The organism is Pseudoalteromonas sp. SG45-1 (genome assembly GCF_014164135.1).
Classification (GTDB): Bacteria; Pseudomonadota; Gammaproteobacteria; order Enterobacterales; family Alteromonadaceae; genus Pseudoalteromonas; species Pseudoalteromonas distincta.
Window position 1 is genome coordinate 245,661 of sequence record NZ_JACJEP010000001.1, and the last position, 23,642, is coordinate 269,302.

Here is a 23,642-nt window from a genome sequence, read left to right on the forward strand (position 1 = left end):
TGGAGGAATTGTCTTAGGTTATATTGCTACATTTGAAATAAACAATAATTAAGAGACTTTCTCTTCTAAACCTTGTTTTTCCCATACTTTAGCTTTAAAAGTCATTAGTACTAAAACAACACCAACACCAATGCTAAATAATGCAATTTGTAAGTATAAGTTAGGAATTTCATCAACATTATTCGGATCGAAATTACCAGCAAGTAAACCTGCGATGATGTTACCGATTGAGTAAGTTAATACAAACACACCCATCATTTGGCCAGTGTAACGTTTAGGCGATAACTTACTTACAGCACTTAATGCTACAGGGCTTAAACAAAGCTCACCCACTGTATGTAAAAAGTACGTAGTAACAAGCCAGTAAGGCGCAACTTTTAAGCCTTCAGCTGCGTAATGAGCCGCCATAAACATAACTAAAAAGCCTGATGCCATGATAATTAAGCCAATTGCACATTTAACGCTGTAGCTAGGTGATACTAAGCTTTTAGATAAGTTAATCCAAAGCGCTGCAAAAAATGGCGATAAAGCAATAATAAACAGTGAGTTTAATGATTGAAACCACGTTGTAGGGATTTCAAAAGTACCAATAAGACGGTCAGTATAGTCGCGAGCAAATAAGTTTAATGATGAACCAGCTTGTTCAAAGCCAGACCAAAAACATGCAGATGCAATACATACTAAAAATAGTGCCCACATTCTTTGTTTTTCTGCATCTGTTAAACTACCTGTAAAGTAAATAACTCCAAAATAAACAAAAAAGATAATAGTAAATACAATGGCTGTGTAACCTGCAACTACAGTTGGATTAATAACAATAGCGCCGGTCATTGCAGCCGTAGTAACTGCAGCAGCTGCAATTACAAATGCAGCAATACCGCCCCATGCACGTGAAGTACCTTTAGAGCCTAATGGATTAGCCGGTAAAGCACTGTGCTTTGGTAAGTTATTAAGTGTGAGTTTGTACTGTACTAAACCAATGGCCATACCTACAGCTGCCGCACCAAATGCCCAGTGCCAGCCTACGTTCTCCATAAAGTAACCACATACGTAGTAACCTATTAAAGAACCCATGTTAATACCCATGTAATAAATAGCGTAACCGCCATCACGACGCTCATCAGCATCGCTATATAATTGGCCTACCATTGCACTGATATTTGGTTTTAGTAAACCAGTACCTGTTGCTACAAATATTAAGCCAACGAAGAAAGAATAATCATGTGGAATAGCCAAAATAATATGGCCAATCATAATAATTATGCCGCCATACCAAACTGCTTTTTGACCACCAAACAATCTATCAGCTAGCCACCCACCCGGTAAGCCTAAAAAGTATACTGCGCCTGTGTACAAACCATAGATTGCAGCAGCTGATGCAACAGTAAAGGCAAGGCCTTCTTCTTGTAAGCTTGCTGTCATGAATAATACGAGCATAGCTCGCATACCGTAATAACTCATTCGTTCCCACATTTCAGTGAAGAACAATGTCGAAAGTCCTTTAGGGTGGCCAAACCAACCACTATCTGGAGCTGAACTCATATTTACTTCCTAACTTTAAGAATTGTTGTAATGGCCTTATAATTTTTTGCTTTAGCTATCTTAATATTTAGTCATACTAAAATGCTCGACCATCAGTTTATTATTTGTAGCTAAGATAATGATTTGCTATATGGTAGTAACACCAGAAGGTAAGAGACACACCCTTATCCTAGTTACAATTGAGCACAAGTATACATATACCTTAGTGCTAGGGGAAGTATTGCGCGGTGTATCACCTTATGCCAAGTTAGAACTCAGCATAAGGAACAATAGGGGTACCTGGGAACTCAAGCGTTCCATAAACAGGGTTAAAATAGTAACGTATGTAAAGTTGACCAAAGTTTGGTTCGTAAAAGTCAGAACGATCGATGGCTAAGTAGCCACCAAAGAACCAATTCGGCGTTATTCTATACTCAAAACTACCTTCAAGATTATATGAAACACCAGAACTTGTTTCACCTTCAAATACAGGGTCAACACCTGTTATTGATTCTCTATCATACGCAGCTATTTGCAAATCGCTATCGTTAGGGAAGAAATCAATAGATTGAGTTTTTGTTTGCGAGTACGAAACACCGGTTTTTAATCGATAAACAAAATCATCGCCCCAACGCGCGTCATAAGTGAGAGGCACGGATAGACCTACATAGTTTTGCGGACTGTAATAACCGCCGTGGCCCCAGGTTTCTTCACTTAAATTAAATTTATAGGCCCAATGCAATAAACTTGCACCCACTGTAAATTCACGGTCTTGATTGCTTATCACACGATAATAGGTGCCGCCCATCAAGCGGTAGCGTTGGTTATCTTTTACGTTTTGACCTTTGTACAATGTAAAGTCAGCACTAGACCAAAATCCCCAATTGCCGCCTAAATCATGAGAAACATTAGCGGTTAAACCAGTTGAGCGAACCCCCCCCCAAATTTTACCAGTATTAACGTCTTCAAGGCCTGCATAGGCGAGTACTGAGCTGGTTACTGGTCGTTTTTCTAACTCAAGGCTATAGCCAAAGTCACCAAAGTCGTCCGAATAGTTAACACCCCATACAATGTCTTCGATTAAAAAGCCCAGTGGTGTTGTGCCAATATCTACGCGCCAGTTTTCGTTCTGCCAACCAATGCCAATATCAACGCCATCTTGCTCAGGACTTACCTCGTCAATACCACAGGTAAATATACACAAAGCGCCTTGACCGTATCGACTGCCAGCAAATTGCTCGTCAAATCGTGTTGTTTGCGCGCTAATACTTGTAGGATCTATTTTTACAAAGCCTTGCCCCTGCCAAAGCGGAAAGTACGCTTCAATAGGGACTAAACCAGCGCCCAATGTGGCCTCACTTTCAGTACTTACTTGTCCGCTAAAATTTACACCAACGGCAATGTAGGCTTGGTTTTTGTTTTGTTGGCTGAGTAGTTCTCGTTTGGCACCGTTTATATACCACTCGTCGTTTTCGTTGATGCGCGAAAGGGATGTGTAGAGTTCTTTCTCATTCAGTTGACGATTAGGTGAAAGCGTTTGTGCGTACCACGTTTGTGCTTGCTCTGTTTCATTAAAATTAGAGGCAACTTGCGCGCCTAAATAATGAAGCTCTAAATCATTAGGTGCTTTTTGAATAAGCTGTTCAGCTAAGTAAAGGGCATCACCTGCGTAGTTAAAATCGTTTAACGACTCCATAATTTGACGCTGAAAATAACTTTCTTGCGTTGTACTTTGTTCAATCGCGAGTTGTGTGACTTCTTTCGATTGGAAATCATCACCAAGCGCTCTGTAGGCTTTGGATATTGCCATTAAAGCTTGAGGTTCAATTAGCTGATTATTTTTTACTTTTTGTTCGTATAAAATAATCGCAGATTGGTTTTGTTCAAGTGCTAAGTTTGCATTTATTAGCGCAGTTGTTGTAGCTGATGAACTTGGGTATTTTTGATCAAGCTGATTTAGCTTCGCAATAAGATCACTGCCACTAAAATACTCAGAATAATAGGCATTTTGTAATTGCACAAACTGATCTATTTCACCATCAGAGGCATTTTCAGGAAGCCGATATTGATTAAACCAATCCGTAGTCTGAGTTTTATTACCCTGTGCTAAAAGCCATTCTCCATACAGCATATGCCAATAGGCTGATAATGAGGGGTCTTCAGCTAATGCGTCACGCATGAGTTTTAAAGCGTGGTTTTGTTCTTCTATGCTAAACCAGCTTCGTGCTAGCTCAGCTTTCATTGGTGGCGTTAAATTTTGCGCTTCTAACGCACTTAAGTGATAAATAGCAGCCGCTTTATTTTGAGAATTAATAAAACGTTCGCTTTGTGCTAAAGACTCATTAAGTTGTAACTGTTGTTCAAGAGATACAATGTCAGCATCGCGAGATTTAAATGGAATATACTGAAGCGTAGCAAGCGCACCTTGGTAATCGTCTAAAGCACGCAAAAACAGTGCATGGCTATACCTAAGCTGTGAATTTAGCGGAAATTGCCACAATACATTATTAAACAATGAGCGGGCTTTGTCGGTGAGTCCTTTTTGTTGATATATAAACGCTAAGTCGTAATATAACCAAGGCTCTTCTGGTGTTGCTTGAATAGCCTCTTTTAATATTTTTTCAGCCTCTTCTAATTCACCAGCTTCAGTTAGCTTTGTTGCCTTAGTTCTATACACGCTACTTAATGAGCTTAAATATGACGCTCTTAATATTTCTTTTTGTGAAAATGAAAGTCGATTAAAAAAAGAGGTGAGCGTTTTTTCACTTTGTTCAAGCTTTGCAATTTCGAGTAAGTCAAATAGGGCGCCTTCGTTTAACGGCTCGCTTTTAAGCACCACTTGGTAGGTAAGCGCAGCTTGTGAATATAGCCCTTGGGCAAATTGTAAGGTGCCACGATTTGCCAGTACGGTATTAGGTTCTTCTTCTAATGCGGCGGCTAAATCGAGTTTTAATTTGGCAACTCTAAATTCACTGCTGTCTATAGCGTCTCTTGCTTGGCGAATATACAGCCAAAACTTAGCTGTTTTAGCCATGCTTTTAAGGGTATTTCGCTCTGCAAAGTCGGCAGTGTATTTTTGTGCACGTGTAAAATAGTTATAGGCTTTACCATGCTCCCCTAATTGTAGGTAAAGCATGCCTAAGCTGTTCATTATTTCGCCGTCAGTAGGGCGGCCTTTTAATGCTTTTAATAGAAGAGGTTCTGCTGCATTTAATCTTTCTTGTTCGAGTAGCTTATTGCCTTTTAACCAAAGCTGATAAGCCGGGTCGGTTAATAATTTTTGGCGTGCTTTTAATTGCTTTTTAAAGTCTTGATACTGTAACTCTCCCTTATTACTAAACGGGTAAAGTATAAAGTATTGCTGAAATTGCTTGTCAGTATTACTGTTTATTGGCATATTTTTTAATGCAGAGAGCCAAATACCTTCAACTTCATCACTAAAACCCGATGTCGATCCATACTTACTTAAAATACGCATTGCTGCTTTATCGCGTGGGTTACGTCTTAGCAAATGTCTGGCATAAGCAACTTCTATAGTGCCTAGGTTGTCATAGCGTTTTAATAATTGCTTGTAACCATTTTTAACCCCTTGCCATTGAGCGCTGTCTTGCGCATACCAGCCTAAATGCTCAAGCTCAAAGTTTAAAGTAGGATAAACATCATTAAATATTTTATTGTAAATTTGACGTGCTTGTTCATATCTGCCGGCACGAGCAAGCAGCTTTGCTTCTTGAATTACTGCCTTGTCTTTACCTTGAATACGAGACATAACCTTGAGTTTTTTTACGCAAGGTGTTTGTTGTGTTAGTTGGTTATCAAGCTTATTTAATAACAAGTTTGCCTGGTCTGTATTGCCATTCGTAAAGTCGTAATGTGCAAGCGCACATTGCGTTTCTATTCGCGTAGGGGCAATTGCAACCAATTTTTGCAGGCTATCTTCAACAAGTCTTTTGTTTTGTTGTGCTTCACCAATACTAATTTGGTTTAATAACCAATCAACCGATTGTGTATCAATATCATTTATTGTTGCGGCATTTAAATTAGTGCTTAGTGCCAATGTACAAGCTAAGGCCAACCTTAACGACATTCAGTGCTCCAAGTAGGTTGTAGCGTTCCATCAGCCGTTATTTTAAAGCGCTTGTTTACAGCACTTTCACCAAATAAATGCAATACACTGTCGTAATAACGTGTTTGCGTAAAAGACTTATCAATCATTAGCTTTTGCTGAATGGCCATTACTAGCTCATCATTACCTTGCTCTGCTAACAAAGGCAACAGGGCAGCGTTAAAGCCCAAAGGTCCTCTTTTTTCAGATTTACCTGATTGAGCGTACGTATTTAAAGGAACATAGCCGCGCTCTTCAATAGTATCCACAAATGGTGCAAACTGAGCAAGAAGCTCTTGTTTGTAGGGTGCATCTTTTGCCATCATACTTGCCCAAAGGTAAACACGAATTGCATTATAACTACCTAAATCTGTATTTTTTCTGTTGTAGTAAAAACCACGGTTTGAATCAAACATAACCCAATCAGGGCTAACGCCTTGCTGTGCGGTATCTAAAATTAGCTTAGCTGATCCTTCGTGCAGTTGGTGCCACGGTGAATGTGGATAAAGCTTTTTAAATTGCTGGTAAATAAATAACGGCGAGTAGCTAGGATTTAGCTTATAGCGCTCATTGTCAAACTCAAAACCTGCAGGTGCGGGGAGTAAAGACAGGCCAAGGCCCGTTATGTAGGCGGTTTCTTCTCTGATTATACGTTGAGCAAGCACTGCGGCTAAAATACTATAGCGGCGTTCATCCCATAAAATTGCCGCTTGCGATAAACTGTAGGCAATCCATAGGTCTGAATCTGACGCAGGGTTTGAATCTAAAATACCCCCTACGCGGTTTTTATCTAGTCCCCATTTCCATGCTGGTAAACGCGTACTTAAATCGCCCTCTGATAAATGCTCTTGGGTCCAATTTAAAACAGAATCAAAAGCGGCTTTATCGTTGGCAATAAGCGCAAAAAATAGTGCATATGATTGGCCTTCAGAGGTTGTGATACTTTGATCACTGCCCAAGTCAATAACGCGGCCGTCTTGGCTTATAAAATGATTTTTAAACACTTGCCACGACTGCCAAGGTTCGCACTGTTCAACTTGTGCGTTGGCATTGAAAGCAAATAGTGCCATCACAGTAAAAAACATATTAACGAGTGATTTCATTATTCGTCTCCTTCAGCTAAACGCTTGTAAGTTAGTGCTTGTAATAATCGCCATAAGATAAATGAGATCAGCAATAGCGTTAAAATAGACAGTAATGCCAAAATAAATGGATGATCAGATAAGTGAAACCACACTAATGTATAGACTGGGATATGGCCTACAAAGTATTGCTCATCTACTTGAATGGTTTTAATACCCTGTGAGTTGATAATGGCTGCACTACCTTTTACTTGAGCTAATTTTTCTGAGTTCATTAGAACATCGTCAAGTATAGTAAATGCATTTTGCGTCGTAGCACTCAACGAGACGATAGAGCGGTCTGAGTCAAACGGTGATTGAAACCCTGTTATAACAGCCATATCGCCACTACTTTTAATACTAACCTCTACTTTATCGGTCGTTTGTTCGTCGTATGCACCATTATAAATTGCTTGTTTAATTGCGCGCTGATTATTGTTAAGCAAAACATTTGTTTGTGCATCTTCATCTAAGTCATTAGCAATACTGTTAGGTTTAGCAATAACGAGTATGTCTTTATCATCTAAATCAGCGTCCTCATTTAAATGAGCAACACTCATTCTGTGGGTTGGGTAGCCGGTGATTGCGCCAAAGTGCCCCGTTAAGTTAAATAAAACGGTTAAAGCATTAGGTGTTGGGTTTTCATCAATAAGTACAAGTGTTTTTTGTAAATCAGCATATTTGGTAAAAGGAAAGCCACTATTAGCAAATACGTTCAGATCTGGTAATGCGATGTAGTGATCAAATTCACTTACGTCAATGCTTGAATCGCCATCAATAACACCAAACTCACCGCCAGGAGGTGCAACAGCACATTCGCCTTTTTTGAGTACGCCAAACCTAAAGTCAAAGTTAAGTTCATTTCTGTTAGCTAAATTAATGCCATTGACAGAAAAGCCTTCTGTACTTTGTGTGGTGTCAGTATTGGCAACTAGTGGCAACAACGCTTGTGTTGTTTGTAATAAATCGTTGTTTTCATCTAGTAAAAAACCACTTATAAATTCTTGGTTTATTAGCATATTTAAACGAGAGTCGATGGCTTCTGATTCTGGCGTGCTACGGTACTGAAGAGTAATAGGTATTCCTCTTTCACGCCACGTGAATAGATCAGGTGCAAAGCGAATGTTTAGTTTTACTGGACCATTATTAAGACCTTGCGCCTGTAGTTGCGTAGGGTAGTCAATAAGCTCGTCAAAATGCACTGGACGATCGCTTCTAAGCCAGCGTGGTGCATCATACGCTTTTCGAAGTGGCAACTGATTTATGGCTTCAATACTTGCGCTTCTTCCAGTCATTACTTTGTGGCCAAATGCAAGGCCAGTCACCGCTGTTTTTAAATCAGCTTCATCACGGCCCAATATCAGTAACATTTTATAATAACGATTAAATGGGTTTGAAATGATTTCAATCGTTGGTTTTTCAACATCTGGGTAATCTTTCAAAAAATCAGGTTTTGAATCATTAGTAATAAAAACCACACTGTGTTGATCAGGCGATTTATTTAACGTTACGGGAAAATTAAATCCACGCCAATCAGCTTGGGCTCCAAACCAACTCGATAGCGTTGCTGCTGCCTCAATAGCTTGGGTATTGGGTGTTTTAGCAAATACAAATGGAAGGTTAAGCTTGTTGTAATCCTTTTCATCAAAAAACGGCTCTGGGAGGTATTCTAAACGGCTATCGATAGCAAGCTGCTTTTGGTCGAGCGTTATGTTGCTTGATTTATTTATTTCTGTCCAAATAGTACGGCTGAAGTAGTCTTGACATCTAAGGTCGTAATAACCAACCAATTCAAAGCGGACTTGGTTGTAATCTTGAATGTATTTAGCGTTAAGATCGAGGCTATGCTGCACTGTGTTCTTTACAATACTAAGTTGTTCGTTAATAGGTAAAACAGTGACTAAATTATCATTAAAGTATACTTTTAAGTGCGAAACATTCGCGATTAATGAAGGCGAGTTAGTATACGAAAAGTTAAGCTTTAAATTGGTGCTCAATTTATCTATTCGGTTTGTAAAGTCAACGCGGGAGTTATTATTTACCCCGTTGAGCCTAAAACCTGTAAAGCCTAACGCTTCAAAATCTAAGCGTAAACTCGACACCTGAGCGCTCTCAGGGTATCCATTAATGAACATTGATTTATTTTGTAATGGCTCAATTGCATGCGCAAAATAAGCGCAACAAATAAGCGACAATGTTAGGGATATATTAAGCAACTTTTTAATCATAATTATTATGCACTATTGGTCTTTTTGGAGTAAATGAGTTTACGTATACAACTAAATTAGTCATAAACTGAATGATAGGTTGAAGCACTCTTGGTGCGTGGAAGAGCAAGTTACTAAACCCTCTGAGGCTTGTTTTTTGCACTTCTTTAAAACTGTAAGATGGGCGGTCATGTCTAAAGTTATTTTGCCAGTCAAGCCACGCATCAGCTCGTGAAAATGTACATTGTATAAATGCGCGCTGTTTTTCAAGAGATAAATCTTTAATGGTTAAGCCAATTTGATTACCCCGAGTATTACAAACATGGGTAGTAAACGAAAATTGCTTATTACCGCGGCTCATTAATAATTCTATTTTATCGTTTACACGACAAGCATGTGCATGGTCGGTTTCTATTCCTACGCCGTTATCGGAGTAATCTGTAATTTTTACTTTTAATGTGTGGCCATTTGCTAAACGAACTCCCGCTGGGAAGTTTGCTTTAATACGGTGTGAATGCCTCACTTGGCGTGCTTCTGCTGCCACGGCAACCGCAGCACCCAAAATGATAATATTATAAAGCGCCCACCCCATACTAATCAGCAGTACACCAACTTGCGTAGGGTCGCCAAAAAACAGGCGTAAAATACCAATTAACATACCTACTAAATTAATGGCGAGTAAAACCAAATATGGCTTAGAAATACCCCAGTCATAATGCTCTTTATCGTTTAAGCCACCTTTTTCGGTAACGTTAAATTTACCTTTGTTTGGATTAAACAAAGCAACTGTTGTTGGCTTTAATATGTACCAAGCAAGCACAGATTCGTAAACTTCGCCCCAAAACGAATAGCGATACTTACCTTGTATTCGTGAGTTAGTTGCTTTTATCTGAATAAGTGTAGGTACAACGTAGATAAAAATAGCTAAAAATGGCGCGTAAATAATGTATGCATTAAAGTATATAAGTGCCAGGGGCGCGGTTAAAAATACAATGCGCGGAATACCTGATAGAAAATGCAGCATAGCATTTAAGTAACAAAGTCGCTGAGGTATGTTCAAGCCTTTGCCTAACAGCGGGTTATCGAGCCTAAATATTTGCGCCATGCCCCGTGCCCAACGAATTCGCTGGCCAATATGAGCCGATAAACTGTCAGTGGCAAGGCCAGCAGCTTGAGGAATATTTATATAGGCAGTTTTATAACCTGCGCGTTGCATTCGCAGTGCAGTATGAGCATCCTCGGTGACGGTTTCAAAAGCAAAGCCACCTATTTCATCAAGCGCTTCTCTTTTGAGCACCGCACACGAACCACAAAAGAACGTAGCATCCCACATATCGTTTCCGTCTTGAATAAGCCCGTAAAACAACATGTTTTCATTTGGAATTTGACTGTGGTTATTTAAGTTTCTCTCAAATGGATCTGCGGAGAAAAAATGATGTGGTGTTTGTACTAAACACACTTTACTGTCTTTTAAAAACTGTCCCATAGTCATTTGCAAAAATGAACGTGCAGGTACGTGGTCGCAATCAAAAATGGCAATATAATCACCATCTGTGTAGCGCATAGCACTATTCATGTTCCCAGCTTTTGCATGGTTATTATCTGGTCTTGTTAAATAACCCGCACCAACTTGTTTAGCAAATTCACCAAACTCTGGGCGTTTACCATCATCTAAAATATAGACTTTTAGTTTATCTGCTGGCCAATCTATGCTTAATGCAGCAAGGGTAGTCGGCCTTACAACACTTAAAGGCTCGTTGTAAGTAGGAATGTAAATATCTACCGTTGGCCATAAGTCAGTATTTTTTGGCAACATGACAGGTTTTCTTTCAAGTGGGTTAATAGTTTGAAAAAAACCTAAAATAAGTACCATCCATGCGTATGTTTCTGCTAGTAACAAGCCTGCACCTAATGTAAGTGCTAAAGGGTCATCCCAGTTAAGTGTTTCAGTGTATCGCCACCACAAGTATCGAGAAGATGTAGTGACAGATAAGGTGATCATTACAATCGTGGCCATATGGCCTTTTACGCGTTTGAGCGCGTAAGCAACCAGTAAAATAAAGCTAATAAACACCGCTTGCGCTTCAAGGCTAAAGGGAATAGTAACAAATATGGCAAGCAAGAATAATATCAGTGCAACAACGATGTATTTAATAAGTTTGTTCTGCCAAATACGAGCGTCGGCCATTGTTTTAAAAGCACTTTTTTTAGGCTTGTTGTTTTTGGAAAAAAGGCGCCTTATTAATCGGCCTAATTTAAGGTCGTACCAACGAAGTTGCCTTAGGCTGTAACTGACTCCATCATAAAAATAATTTACAGCATGCTTTTTTATAGACACTGATTTTCTTTTGGGTTTATGAACAGCAAAAAGCAAAAATATGCTCTGAATAACAAAGCGTATAATATTGGAATAGATATAAGTTCTATATGGCAATCTTAAATGTGGATAATAGTTATACAACGCTAACTCAAAGTTTTCTTTGTTCTTTTTAATATTCACAAATAATGAACCGAACAAAGTTATGAAGGGCATTAAAAAGGCTTCAATTACATTTACTTTGTGCTGATTAAAGTAACTATGAAATTTAAATAAAATGTAACGCACAAGCTTATCAGTGAATAATATACTCAATAGAATATACAATGTACTGTGTATGGGCCTTTTGTAAAAAAGAGTAAAGCTCATCGTCAGTTCGCCGCCTTGCTTACAAGCCAACCGGCCAGTGTTTCAAAGTCATCGTTCGCTACACTGTATGGTGCGCAATTAAGGGCTACATTACGATTAGCTGTGGCCTCTTTAATAACTTCATCACTGTTGATAAAAAACGGCGCCATAAATGGCAATGTAGATTGCCAAAGAGAAAATAGATCAAATTCTAACACTGAGGCTGCGTTGTAACGATTAACGACAAAAAAGTGTTTCCAGCTTGACTCTACTGACTTAAGGGTTTGTAGGCGCTTGTATATGAGGCTATGACAAATTGCATCGCAAGTGACTAGCTCAATAACAATATCGTTTTCTTCTAACGAGTAGTGAGAAATATTAATGTGTGAAGGGCAGTCGAATAATATCCAAGCAGATTCTTTATAGTCCAGTTTTTTGCAATTGTTAATTGTGGCTATAATTTCATCTAACGTTGCTTCGTTATCGCCATGGGGTAAAAAAAGAACGCCATCGCTGTCTTTACGAAAATGCAATAACGCATCGTCAAAAGTACTCTCGTTGCTCCAACCTTTTGTGGCTGTCCACTTAAGGCCAAAGTGCAAACCAAGGTCACTTTTAGCATCTAGGTCTATGGCAACCACATCAACATCAGATTTTTTCAAAACGCACGCTAAGTTTGCAACAACTGATGTGCTACCTGTGCCGCCTTTGATACCTTTAATAAAAATCCTTTGCAATGGAGTTTACCTTTTTTATTTTTTTTCTTTAGATGTTTTTAATGCGTCATCAATTTCTTTCAATAGCGCATACTTGTTAATTGTTTTTTGATTTTTTTGTGTATTCATAATTTCTATGTAGTCGTCACTTTTCCCACCAAAACGGCGAGCTAGGTTTTCTATGTCACTTGATGTGAGTGTTTGTGAGCTTTTTGTAGCTAAATTGTTCATCACAACCTTTGTAAGCGTAATATTATTTTTATTAAAAGTGGACAATATTTGGCTATTATATATAGAATAGCGGGTAAAACTAGTAAAAAAGTATTTTTTTTGAGGGCTTTTTAAGTGCATAACTTTAACATAACGGGTTTAGAGCCGGCTGCAAAAGAGTTAAAATCGGCTTCAAGTTATGCTGTTTTAGCGCCTTTAGACAATTTTGTAGTTGAATTTGCTTTACATGCAATTAACCAAAATTGCGCAAACGATATTTACATTGTTTCTCAAGATGTTGAATCTTTTTTTGAGTCGTCATTTTCTGCAGCAATTAATACTGCGTACAAACGTAGTAAAGTTCATCCATTTTCTCTCTCATCTGAGACACAGCATTACTCAATAGAGCGAATAAACAAAGGTATAATTAAAGAGATAGCCGCGTATAAAAAATTAAAAAATGCGCTAGTGTTTATTCACTTCAACACAGAGCTACTTAGTTCAGCAACCGAAGCTAGCACAAAAGCAATAATGAACGATTACAGTGAGTTTGCAAAAAAAACAGGGGTTACCTTATTATTTTTGTTATCTGGTCCAGAAGTAACACACTATCGATTTTTAATAAGGCAGCTTAATAAATCTTTTGATGGATTAATTTTTGTAGATAATGATTCCGCTACCCGCGTTTTAGAGTACGATTATTGGCACCACACTACGGGTGTATTTGCTGATATGCAGTTTCAACTGTCGCTTGAAGATAATCAGTTTTTGGTACAAGAGGGAACTGTAAACGATCTAAAAGTATTCAATGGCTCGCATTTTCCAGATGAGGACGATGTTTGGTTAGTGCAAAGCGCGGTACCAATCGGTACAAAATTGCCTACGCATTATTATACCGCAAAAGACAATAATGAGCTGTTTGACAAAGGCCCCAAATTAAAAGCGGCAACATTGGTGTTTGCTGTGACGCGTTACACAGATTTAGCACTGCTTGGCAAACAGTGCTTTGAACTTAGAAAAAGCTGTGGTCGTTGGTTGAAATTGGTAGTACAAAATGTTGATGGCGTTATTCGCCATCAAGATGAATGTTTATTTTTAACTTTAGGCGTTAACCTTATTTTGTATAGCTTTTCTGAACCTTCGCGATTATTATCTCAAATTCAATCTATTCAAGGGTTTCAATTTTCTAGACCGTTACCGCCATCTGTTGAGCACGTTCTGAAATATACTGAAAATACGTTTTCTAAAGGCTATTTACCTTTTGATGAATTTACGCGCCAAGTAGAGGTTCATAGTGACTCGGCTGTTAATCTGGGGGTTAGCGGCGTGTTGGTTAAGCTTGAGTTACTACCCCGAATAGAGCCCATTCACCCTTTACACTTGTTTCATATTAAGCGTGAAGGGGATGTATTTAGCCTTGCAGATAACACCGTGTATTTGTACTTGCATGCGTGTAGAGAGAACGACGTAAATAATGCAATTAAGCATTTGTTCAAGCTACAAACGAGTGACTTTTTTGTGCAGCAAAATGTTATTTCAGATCATTTTCATATACAGCAAGAATGTAAGCAATTAAGGCGGCTTTATAGCGGTAAACAGGTTACTGATTATTCTAAACAGTTAACAGAGAATGATAGCTATAAGTTTGAACCCGGTGTGTCAAAAGGGATTACTGAGTCGTTAGACACACCTGAGTTTACAAATGATGCGCGCCCCGATGCTGTGTCATTTGTAATGAGATTAAAGGCTTAACCAATGAGTATTAATCAGCTTTTTATTACCGTTATTTTGGCAATTATAGTCGGTATTGTGCTTTGTATGTCGGCAACTCAAATATTGGTCAGAGTAAAAACATATTATTACAAGCTTACTTTTAAACACGAAGTACTTGAACCTTATACACCGAATAAAAAAAAGAAGGATGAGCAGTGAAATTATCAGGTTTAGGAGCGTGGAATCTTTATTTCTTAGCTAAATTCGCCTTGTTTTATTACGGCGCAATTGATTTTAATGTATTAACCAATGCAGCCCTTGCAGCATTTTTAGCAATCAAATTTAAAAAAGCGATTATTGAAAAGTTAAAACATGTACTTGGTGGTATTTTTGCGATTGTCATACTTTACCAAGACTCTTGGTTGCCCCCAATAAATAGGCTGACAAAGCAAGCTGGTAATGTTCAAGATTTCAGCTTTGGTTATTTTTTTGAACTTTTAGCACGTGTAATCAGTGTAGATATGCTATTGGCATTATTCGTTATTACCGTGTGTTTTTGGTATACATCTCAGTGGTTACGTTTTACAACAATTACAATTGTTGGGCTGCTTTTGATTGGATGGCAAGGAGAGGGTGAACAACCAGACACAGTAGTAAATGCCAACTCTACAAATACAACAATTAGAAATGAGCCTATTAATCAAACACAAGTCATCACGCGCGAAAGCCAAACGCCTGATCAAAAATTGTCAGACTTTTATCAACAACAAAGCCATTTAATTAGCCATTTTCCTTCGCAAGTTAATGGCGAACTGTTCGATGTCATCGTTTTAAATATTTGTTCAATGGCGATTGATGACTTGAACGCTATTGGCGTTAGTGTTGAAGATATGTTTAATGATTTTGATGTGGTGTTTTCAGATTTTAACTCAGCAACATCATACAGTGGGCCTGCAGCTATTAGACTTTTACGCGCAAGCTGTGGGCAAACAAGCCAAACGGCTTTATTTAGTGATGCACCAGAGCAATGTTATCTATTTAAAAATTTAGAAAAATTAGGGTATCAAAGTAGCGTTGTGATGAACCACGATGGCCACTTCGATGACTTTAAAGGCCTGGTTAATCGTTTTGGTGGCCTAAACGATAAATCACTTAATATTGATTCGCTTCCAGTAGCGCAATATGGTTTTGACGACAGTCCTATTTATTCTGACGGTGCAGTGCTAGATAGTTGGCTTAAAAATGAAGCGCAAGATTGTGAGCCGTGTGCAATGTATTACAACACAACAAGCCTTCACGATGGTAACCAGCTGGCCAATAAAAAACGCATGAACAGCCTTGAAAGTTACCCAATCAGGCACGCTAATTTATTATCTGATATTAATCGTTTTATTCAAAACCTTGAAAAGCGCGGCCGTAATGTCATGTTAATGGTAGTACCCGAACATGGTGCAGCATTAAAAGGTGACAAGGTACAGTTTGCTGGCCTTCGTGAAATACCAAGCCCTACTATTGTATCTGTACCAGCTGCTATAAAATTTATTGGCCCAGACGTTAAAAGTTATTCGCAAATTATGATTAACGAATCGACTAGTTACTTTGCCTTATCTGAAATTGTTGCAAAAACACTTGAGACAAATGTTTTTGGGGGTAATAACAGCATTGCCAATTTAGTTGAAAACTTGCCAAAAGCACCAAAAGTTGCTGAAAATGCCGGCACAATCATGATGTATGTTAATAAACGACCTTACATACAACTTGATGGCGAAGAATGGTCTGCTTACCCTCAAGGTTAAAAGTAATTTAGCTACGCAGCAGGCTAGCTCTGCTGTGTAGCGTGTTTATGTTGTTATTCTTATGTGTTAATTAAAACGCAGACTTGTCCAAAAATGTTTACAATAAGCTACCTTATCAAAGCGACTTAGCGTATTATTCGGCTAATTTAGTTTTTCCTGCTTTGAGGATGTATGCGTCTAGATATTCACTGTGCTGATAGGATCGGTATAGCCCAAGAAATCCTTAATATTTTAGTTAACTACAGTGTTGATTTAAAAGGTATTGAGGTCGATTCTGTCAATTGCCGTATGTATGTGAGCTTTCCAGAAATAGAGTTTGAGCAGTTTCAAAAAATCATGCCTTCTATCCGTCTGATTGATGGTGTGCATGATGTACGCACTACCGCATTTCTCCCTTCTGAGCGAGAGCATAACGAATTAAATACCTTGCTACGTGCATTGCCTGATGGTGTTATCTCTATTGATGCTAAAGGTTGGGTACGCTTATGCAACGATGCAGCATGTAAGGACTTACAGTTAATTGAAAAAGAAGTTATTGGTGCAAATATTAATAACTTACTTAAAGGGTTTAACTTTACGCGTTGGCTAGAAGGTAAAGAAGTGCTTGGGCAAACCACGCGCGTTGAAGTGGCGGGTGAAGATTTTATTGCAGACATTTTACCAATTGCAGTCCCTCAAGGTAGTGAAGGTGATGTGCTTGCGGGTGCGGTTATTAACATTAAATCGCAAAGCCGCTTAGGGCAGCAGGTCAGTGCATTTAGACGCTACGGGCAAGAAAGCTTTGCTACTATTCATAACTTTAGTACGGCAATGCGCCGAGTTGTGCGCGAAGCACGCAAAATGGCGCAACTAGAAGCCCCTATTTTGATTACTGGCGAAACTGGCACTGGTAAAGAGTTATTAGCTCGCGCGTGTCATTACGCATCTAATCGCTCTGTTAAGCCTTTTATTGCGCTATCGTGTGCTTCGCTTCCTGATGATGTTGCTGAGTCTGAATTATTTGGTTATGCCGGGTACGAAGAAAACGCAGCGCCAAAGCGTGGTGTATTAGAGCAAGCTGATGGTGGAACTGTATTTTTAGATGAAGTTGGCGAAATGTCGACTCAACTACAAACTAAGTTACTGCGTTTTTTACAAGATGGTACGTTTAGAAAAGTAGGCGATGAGAACGAAGTTAAAGTAAATGTTCGTATTGTAGCTGCTACTCAAAAAGACTTACCTGCAATGGTACAAGAAGGGGTTTTTAGAGAAGACTTATACTACCGTATAAACGTGCTTACTTTAGAAATAGCGCCACTAAGAGATAGAAAAGCAGATGTAGGGCCACTTGCAGAGCATTTTATTCAAAAATATGCACAGCAAAATGGTCATGCAATTCCTGTTTTATCACAAGAGTGTTTAAGCTTCTTACAAGAGTATCCGTGGCCTGGAAATGTTCGTCAGCTGGAAAATGCCATTTACCGTGCAGTGTCGTTACTAGATGATAGCGAGCTTCGCGTAGAGCATTTACAGTTACCAACTTTTACCCATGATTTAGGGTATTTAGAGTCTGATTTTGAGGGCTCACTAGATCAAGCTGTTAAGCGCTTTGAAGCGACTTTACTTCGTAAACTTTACCCCGCTTACCCAAGCTCGCGTCAGTTAGCTAAGCGATTGGGCCTAAGTCACACCGCTGTAGCTAATAAGTTACGTGATTACGGGATTAATCGAAAAACAGTAAAAGTGTAATTGACTTAAAGAAATTAAAATATGGGGACTAATTTTTAGTGCCCATATTTTTTGTTACCCCATCAATTGCAATCGTCTCAATACCTTCTCCGTTAAAGTTCATTACGATACTGGCGTTATTACGAGTGAAAAAATAGCTACGGCCATTTAGCTCAATAACATAGTCACCTTTTACCGGATCGCTAAACTGCTGCTTTTTTAGAGTGACTGTATGTTCGCCAATTTGCCATTCAAACTCCTCAATAAACCCGTTATTAAATTCTTGAACCCATACTTGGCTGTCATCTTTTGAAAGCGTGATGGCGACAGAGTAAGAGCTAGGAATTTGCTCCATATTGTAACTTTTAGATCCAATAGTGAATTTCTCAGCTTTTTGCTGCCATTCAAAACCAAATTTAAATTCTTTAACTACACCGGTAGGGTAAGTTACTGAGCCTTTACCTGGTAACGAGAAATCGGCAAAAGCATTGTAGCTAGGGACTAATAGGGCCAGTGCAGCGATAATTTTTAGTTTTGATTTCATTAGCTATCTTTTTTATTGTAATAATGATTTAAGATTAAAGTAGAATATTCGTCTTCGCAAGGGGCTATGCTACACTCGAATAAATTTAACTGGTAAGACCTTTACTGTGAACTTATATATTCGACTTTTATTATTATTTTTCAAAATTAAACGCAATAAGCAATATCAAAATCTACTTGATACAGTAGATATTGATTACAAAGCTTTGCCGACTGATTGTGATATTAATCTACATTTAACGAACTCACGCTATCTTGCGATGATGGATTTATCTCGCACGTGGATGACGGAGCGTGTTGGCTTACTAAAGCAAATAATGAAGCGTCGTTGGTTTCCGATTGTTAACGCAACTGCTATTACTTATATCCGCGATATTAAACCTATGCAGCGATATACAATAAGTACTAAGTTAGTTGGCTGGGATCATAAATACTTTTATATTGAGCAAAAGTTTCACTCAGAGCGAGGCTTACATGCTATTGCTTATGTACGCGGTGTATTTAAAAGTAAAAAGGGTATTATAAGTATTGAAGAAATGCTTGAAGTTGCTGGTTTTGATGGGCAAACACCTATATTGCCAAGTGAAGTAATGCACTGGAAAGAAATGTTAGAGCAGAAAAAGTTAAGTAACCTGCCAAATCGCTAATACCCTACAAATGAGAAAAAAGGCCTTTCGGCCTTTTAACATACATTGTAATTGGGTAACTATGTACTACTTCATATATGCTTTAAAAGCTGTACCTAACACCAAACATAGCCACAACAGGGTCAAGCTCAACAGTTGATGTAAGCGATTTTGCACCATTAGCATAAACAGTGGCATCGGTATCAATATCCATAATTGATACCATAGCGTGTAAACCCCAGTTTTTATCAATTTTATAGTTAGCACCTACCTGAGCCATAAAGCCAAACGAATCATCTAACTTTACTTCTACATCGTCTGTTCCTAGCGTTGCTTTAAGTGCTTGAGAGGGTTGCTCATCAAAAAATGTAGTGTAGTTTATGCCTACGCCTATAAAAGGTCTTAGCGCATAGCTTGTATCTAAAAAGTGGTATTGTGCAACCAATGACGGTGGAAGTTGTTTTATATCTGCAATTTTGTTGCCTGCTAAGCCGTCTGCGCCATTTACATCGTGTGAAAACGGTGTTGCTGCTATCAGCTCTAACACCCATTGATCGTTAAATGCATAATCTACGGTGATACCTAGTTGAGTATCTGAATCACCTTTAAGGCCTAGCGTAGGTGCTTCATTAATCGCTGAGCTACTGTTATCAGGGTTTACGTTAATAGCGCCAACATTTACGCTAAAGTTAGCGTGTGCAGCTGGAGAGAGTGCTAATAAAGAGGTTAATAATGCGATGCTAATTTGAGTTTTCATGTTGTTCTCCAAGAACTACTGTTTGATTGGCGCTATTATTACCGAGCAATAAATATGAAAACCTGTTCTAGATCAAAGTTTAAAAAGCATTTGAAGCTTATAAAATATTTTATTGATTTAGATTAATTTTAGTGTCGTTATGCTTTTGTAAAGATTGACATATTTATTTAATTAACAGTCACATGAATATATTAAGGCAGGCACTGCCTTGCCATAATCTCGTGTTTAACCAAGGGCCTTAATAAACAAGAAAATATGTTTTTAGCAGGGTTCAAAAAATAATTAAAACAGCCGACACTTAAAAAAGTATTGGAAGACTTAAATGCGATTGAGTCGGTTTGTATAATGAAATATAAACCGAGTATTTTATAATACATAAAATACTCGGTGCACTGACTTTACTTATCAATAGTTATTCTAAATAACGTTTAGCTTTGTTTTCTTTCACACTTTTAAGATCGACTAATACCAATCCATCAATACAATTATTAAAATCGGGATCAATGCTAAAGCTTAAAAATTGTACACCGCCAGGGTTGCAAAGCTCAGTATATTGTTTAAATAAAGTAGGGACTTGAGCGCCCATATTAGCTAACACATGTTTTAACTCTACAAAATCTTCTTTAACATCGTTTCCATTAAAAAGAATATTGCATTGAGTTAGCTGTTGCTCAGTTAATTTAAGCTCATTATTAGGCGTAGCTAGTTCTATACTGCTTTTATAATAATGTTGATAGTAATAAACGAGCATGGCTTTGGCTTGCTCAGGTAGAGCGTTGGACACGCTTACAGCCCCAAATAAATATCTATACTGTGGGTAGTTTTTTATAAAAGCACCAATACCGTACCATAAATAGTCGAGACTCTTACGTCCCCAATACTTAGGTTGTACAAAACTTCTACCAAGCTCAATACCTTGGTGCAGATAGGGCGTCATAGCGTCGGTGTAAGAAAATAAACTATCGGTATATAAACCTTCACGTCCATGTTTTTGTATTATCTGTTGTGCGCAGGCTAATCGATAAGCACCTACTAGCTCTAGTTGCATAGGGTCCCACAGTACAAGGTGTTGGTAATCCATATCGTATTTATCTATATCACGACGCTTACCGCTTCCTTCACCTACTGCTCTAAATGCAATTTCTCTGAGGCGTCCCAACTCTCTAAAAATAGGTGAACTACCTACATATTGATATAAATGAATGTGCATGCCATCGTGTGTTTTACCCAGAAGCTGACATTGCTCAATTGCTCTTTTTAGTTCTTTTCTACACTCGGGCACAGCAATAGGTGTTTGTGTTTTTAGCGGCAGTGTTTTTTTAGTTGTAAGCCTATAAAGCTGCTTACGTATGAGGTTTACAATTTCTTTATCTTTAAGGTTTTCTATCAAGTAGGACTCAGGAGGGATAGAAGCACCAATTTCAAACTCTAAAGATTTTTGGCGCTGCTTAAACATTTCGGCCACTAATAGTAAACTTGCCAAAGGTTTATAAATCATTGATGTACCATAAAAAAGCGGACTATTTTTGGCTTTAATAAAAATAGGTAAAATGGGGCAGTTGGCTTTTTTTGCCATACGTAAAAAACCGCTATTCCATTTGCAATCCTTAATACCGGTTGGTCCTAGGCGCGACACTTCCCCTGCAGGAAATATAAGTAAGGCACCTCCACCTTTTAAATGGTTTTGTATATTACTAAGCTCTTGCTTTTTACTCATACCAGATAAGTTATCAACAGGGAGTAAAAGAGAATGCATTGCGCTGACCGACATTAACATGCGGTTTGCGACTACTTTTAAATCCTGCCTTACTGTAGAGAGTACTTTGATAAGTGCTAAAGCATCTAGTGAACCAATAGGGTGGTTAGCAACAATAACAAGTTTACCCTCGTTAGGAATATGTTCTATCTGCTTAGGTTTATAGCGCGTATCAAAATTGAGTTCATCAAGTACTTGCTCAACAAATTCTAATCCTTGTAGGTGAGGGTACGTATTACCAAAGGTGATAAACTCTTGTTCATGCAATAAGTAACCTAAGCCCTTTTTTACTAAACCTTTTACTTTTGGAGAGTTCTCTAGTTGTGGTAAGTTTGCTGCAATTACTTTATCAACACTTATCATATTAACCTCATATCCCGTTTGGTCTATTCGCTATACATGTAAGATTAAAAAAAGGGTGTGACAGTTACTTTGCAGTAGTGTGACTTTTTAAAGTACTAAATTATAAACTGTGAATTGCTAGGAGAATTTATGTCGGTATTGGTGGCTATAACGGGGCGCAACAACGAAAAGCTAATAACGAAGTTACAAGAGCGATTACCAAATACATTGATAGAGCAATGGCCTGATTGCAAAAACGCAAATAATGTGGATTTTGTACTTGCGTGGAATGCTCCTGAGTCTCTGTGGCCGCAGCTGCCTAACTTAAAAGCTGTGTCGTCATTTGGTGCAGGCGTAGACAGTATCGATTTAACATTATTACCTGAACATGTCGAAGTAGTACGTATTGTTGACATGCAACTTGCTGAAGATATGGCGGAATATGTACTTACACATGTCTTAGCTCAAAAATTACGCTTAAAAGAGTATTACACTAAACAAACACAGCAAACATGGAAGCCAAAACGAGCTTTTAGTAATAAACATGTTGGTATACTTGGATTTGGCGAATTAGGTAAAGCATGTGCGCAAAAACTTGTAACTAATGGTTTTAAAGTAAGTGCCTGGGCGCAAAGTAATAAAAACACGACTAATGTCGAGGTTTATTATGGCGATGAAGGACTTAGCGATATGCTTTGTAAGATTGATTATCTCGTGTGCTTATTACCTCTTACGCAGGCAACGAAGGGTATTATTAATCACTCAATGCTCGCTAAGCTACCTTCACATGCTGTTGTTATTAATGTAGCACGTGGTGCTCATGTGGTTGAGCAAGATTTATTAAATGCATTAAATAACGATAGCTTACGCGCTGCTACCTTGGATGTTTTTGACCAAGAACCTTTAACGCAGAATCACCCTTACTGGGGAAACCCCAAAATAACACTTACACCACATTGTGCAGCGCTATCTGATTTAAATAGCGTTATAGACCAAATAGCCGATAATATTGAACGTTTGAATATGGGCTTAGCACTCAATAATTCAGTGGATAGAACTAAAGGTTATTAGCTGATAGCTAATTAGTTTAAAAAACAGCTTGTTAACATTTGTAATTTTCATTAGTGTAAAAGGTATTCTCACTAATAAAAATATAAAGAGGGTGTTATGAAATCCAGTCAAAGTGGGGCTAAATTAAGCCTCGTTGTTATTTCAATTATCGTGCTAGGTGTTTCAGCTTGGTTTAATCAGGCTAACGCTGAAGATAGTCCATCTAAAACACAAACCCAAAGTGAATTAACAATAGCAGATTAACCTAGCTTATTAGGTATTTTCAGTTTTCGTCTTTCTTCTCGTTTCACTCAACAGTACATGCACAGCACCATTATTGCAGTGGTGCTTTAGTGGCGCTTAATACTGTCCTGATCTAACGTGTTTCTAATATTTTAAAAATTCGCAACAAAAAAGCCCAGCAATGCTGGGCTATTAAATATTCTAAGGAGAAGTTGTTAACTTTGGGTTACATTAAATTGCCCAAATGTATAAACTTTAAACAGGTAAAAAGTGTTGATCAACACTAAACTCATATTTGAAATAACGCTCGACGACATAAGATCTAGGCTAAATGATAAGAATAATAAACCACATGCACTAATGGCGGCAACGCGCAGCAGTGTTATCTGGTTAATAAAGAATGCACCTAAACCTAGTGCAAGTAGTGTAGTATTTAAAAGCCAATCTAGCTCATTTAGCATGGTCGTTTCAATAGTTCAGTTGTTGAAAAAAGGAGCGCCATTATGTTGATCTTTTGCACACCTTTCAACCAAGTAATTTTAAATTTTCAGATTAGTTTTTTTA

General features: G+C 38.2%; 18 protein-coding genes. 7 read left to right on the forward strand and 11 right to left on the reverse strand.

Features of this window, described 5'->3' with window-relative positions; all coding sequences use genetic code 11:
* Positions 1-48 precede the first annotated feature (48 nt).
* From H5117_RS01070 to bcsR, 7 genes are all read right to left on the reverse strand, one after another.
* The gene (locus H5117_RS01070) at positions 49-1,542 is read right to left on the reverse strand and encodes a peptide MFS transporter (RefSeq protein ID WP_182735981.1); all 1,494 of its coding nucleotides are present in this window, start codon (positions 1,540-1,542) and stop codon (positions 49-51) included.
* 247 nt (positions 1,543-1,789) lie between these two features.
* On the reverse strand, positions 1,790-5,608 hold the full coding sequence (locus tag H5117_RS01075; protein WP_182735982.1) for a cellulose synthase subunit BcsC-related outer membrane protein: 3,819 nt from the start codon (positions 5,606-5,608) through the stop codon (positions 1,790-1,792).
* Entirely contained in the window at positions 5,599-6,729 is a 1,131-nt protein-coding gene (gene bcsZ, locus H5117_RS01080) for a cellulose synthase complex periplasmic endoglucanase BcsZ (protein ID WP_182712578.1), read from the reverse strand. The genes H5117_RS01075 and bcsZ overlap by 10 nt, the downstream gene beginning before the upstream one ends.
* On the reverse strand, positions 6,729-8,975 hold the full coding sequence (gene bcsB, locus H5117_RS01085; RefSeq protein ID WP_182715392.1) for a cellulose biosynthesis cyclic di-GMP-binding regulatory protein BcsB: 2,247 nt from the start codon (positions 8,973-8,975) through the stop codon (positions 6,729-6,731). The genes bcsZ and bcsB overlap by 1 nt, the downstream gene beginning before the upstream one ends.
* Positions 8,968-11,640 (reverse strand): UDP-forming cellulose synthase catalytic subunit, encoded by a 2,673-nt coding sequence (bcsA, locus tag H5117_RS01090; protein WP_182735983.1) that lies wholly within the window; start codon positions 11,638-11,640, stop codon positions 8,968-8,970. Before bcsA ends, bcsB begins: the two co-directional genes overlap by 8 nt.
* Before the next feature lie 2 nt (positions 11,641-11,642).
* Entirely contained in the window at positions 11,643-12,356 is a 714-nt protein-coding gene (bcsQ, locus tag H5117_RS01095) for a cellulose biosynthesis protein BcsQ (protein WP_182735984.1), read from the reverse strand.
* A gap of 15 nt (positions 12,357-12,371) precedes the next feature.
* Positions 12,372-12,566: a BcsR/BcsP family cellulose biosynthesis protein gene (bcsR, locus tag H5117_RS01100; protein ID WP_182735985.1), complete on the reverse strand. Its 195-nt coding sequence runs from the start codon at positions 12,564-12,566 to the stop codon at positions 12,372-12,374.
* 114 nt (positions 12,567-12,680) lie between these two features.
* Here bcsR and bcsE point away from each other — a divergent pair, with 114 nt between their 5' ends.
* From bcsE to tyrR, 4 genes are all read left to right on the forward strand, one after another.
* A complete protein-coding gene (gene bcsE / locus H5117_RS01105; protein ID WP_182735986.1) occupies positions 12,681-14,297 on the forward strand; it encodes a cellulose biosynthesis protein BcsE in 1,617 nt (538 codons plus the stop codon).
* Positions 14,298-14,300: 3 nt separating this feature from the next.
* A complete protein-coding gene (locus H5117_RS01110; protein ID WP_182735987.1) occupies positions 14,301-14,477 on the forward strand; it encodes a hypothetical protein in 177 nt (58 codons plus the stop codon).
* Complete coding sequence (gene bcsG, locus H5117_RS01115) at positions 14,474-16,054, forward strand: cellulose biosynthesis protein BcsG (protein ID WP_182735988.1); 1,581 nt, start codon at positions 14,474-14,476, stop codon at positions 16,052-16,054. The genes H5117_RS01110 and bcsG overlap by 4 nt, the downstream gene beginning before the upstream one ends.
* Before the next feature lie 171 nt (positions 16,055-16,225).
* Complete coding sequence (gene tyrR / locus H5117_RS01120; RefSeq protein WP_002958215.1) at positions 16,226-17,782, forward strand: transcriptional regulator TyrR; 1,557 nt, start codon at positions 16,226-16,228, stop codon at positions 17,780-17,782.
* 28 nt (positions 17,783-17,810) lie between these two features.
* On the opposite strand, the gene H5117_RS01125 is transcribed toward tyrR, so the two are convergent.
* Positions 17,811-18,305, reverse strand: coding sequence for a hypothetical protein (locus H5117_RS01125; protein ID WP_182696007.1), 495 nt, complete (start codon positions 18,303-18,305; stop codon positions 17,811-17,813).
* Between the two features lie 106 nt (positions 18,306-18,411).
* On the opposite strand from H5117_RS01125, the gene H5117_RS01130 reads away from it, so the two are divergent.
* Positions 18,412-18,951: a thioesterase family protein gene (locus tag H5117_RS01130; protein WP_024596631.1), complete on the forward strand. Its 540-nt coding sequence runs from the start codon at positions 18,412-18,414 to the stop codon at positions 18,949-18,951.
* 82 nt (positions 18,952-19,033) lie between these two features.
* On the opposite strand, the gene H5117_RS01135 is transcribed toward H5117_RS01130, so the two are convergent.
* Together H5117_RS01135 and H5117_RS01140 are read right to left on the reverse strand one after the other, a co-directional pair.
* A complete protein-coding gene (locus H5117_RS01135; RefSeq protein ID WP_024596630.1) occupies positions 19,034-19,687 on the reverse strand; it encodes an OmpW family protein in 654 nt (217 codons plus the stop codon).
* 412 nt (positions 19,688-20,099) lie between these two features.
* A complete protein-coding gene (locus H5117_RS01140; RefSeq protein WP_024596629.1) occupies positions 20,100-21,806 on the reverse strand; it encodes a lysophospholipid acyltransferase family protein in 1,707 nt (568 codons plus the stop codon).
* Positions 21,807-21,935: 129 nt separating this feature from the next.
* Here H5117_RS01140 and H5117_RS01145 point away from each other — a divergent pair, with 129 nt between their 5' ends.
* Together H5117_RS01145 and H5117_RS01150 are read left to right on the forward strand one after the other, a co-directional pair.
* Positions 21,936-22,856 (forward strand): glyoxylate/hydroxypyruvate reductase A, encoded by a 921-nt coding sequence (locus H5117_RS01145; protein ID WP_182696008.1) that lies wholly within the window; start codon positions 21,936-21,938, stop codon positions 22,854-22,856.
* Positions 22,857-22,952: 96 nt separating this feature from the next.
* Positions 22,953-23,099: a hypothetical protein gene (locus tag H5117_RS01150; protein ID WP_002958221.1), complete on the forward strand. Its 147-nt coding sequence runs from the start codon at positions 22,953-22,955 to the stop codon at positions 23,097-23,099.
* 194 nt (positions 23,100-23,293) lie between these two features.
* Here H5117_RS01150 and H5117_RS01155 read toward each other — a convergent pair whose 3' ends face one another.
* A complete protein-coding gene (locus H5117_RS01155) occupies positions 23,294-23,539 on the reverse strand; it encodes a hypothetical protein (RefSeq protein WP_002958222.1) in 246 nt (81 codons plus the stop codon).
* Positions 23,540-23,642 lie beyond the last annotated feature (103 nt).